General features: G+C 51.2%; 1 pseudogene. It reads right to left on the bottom strand.

Annotated features, from left to right (window positions below):
* Positions 1-210 (bottom strand): annotated as a pseudogene (locus HJV72_RS18870) (sugar phosphate isomerase/epimerase family protein); the annotation flags it as partial.
* Between the last annotated feature and the right edge of the window lie 73 nt (positions 211-283).

The raw sequence follows: 283 nt of genomic DNA, 5'->3' as shown, positions 1-283 counted from the left end.
CAGGTCAAACGCTCTCATTAAAAATCCGCGGATGTCCCTCTCTCTCTCCCAGAGTGCGTCTCCCATATGGCTGCGCACTTCCACGGCTACGTGGGTGTTTGTTATTCCCTCCGCCGGATTTCCCTCAGCAGCACGTTTTAATAAACCGGCGGCTATCTCAGGAGTCAGGTATCCCCAATTCTTATAATGTGGGGCTCTCCCCACCTCCATATGAAAATCGCCATAGTATGGATGAGACGGTTCCGTCACACAGTTGCAGATATGAAACTGCGCCATATAAGGC

This window comes from Extibacter sp. GGCC_0201 (genome assembly GCF_017566055.1).
Taxonomy (GTDB): Bacteria; Bacillota; Clostridia; order Lachnospirales; family Lachnospiraceae; genus Extibacter.
This window is presented reverse-complemented; position numbering and strand designations above follow the sequence as displayed.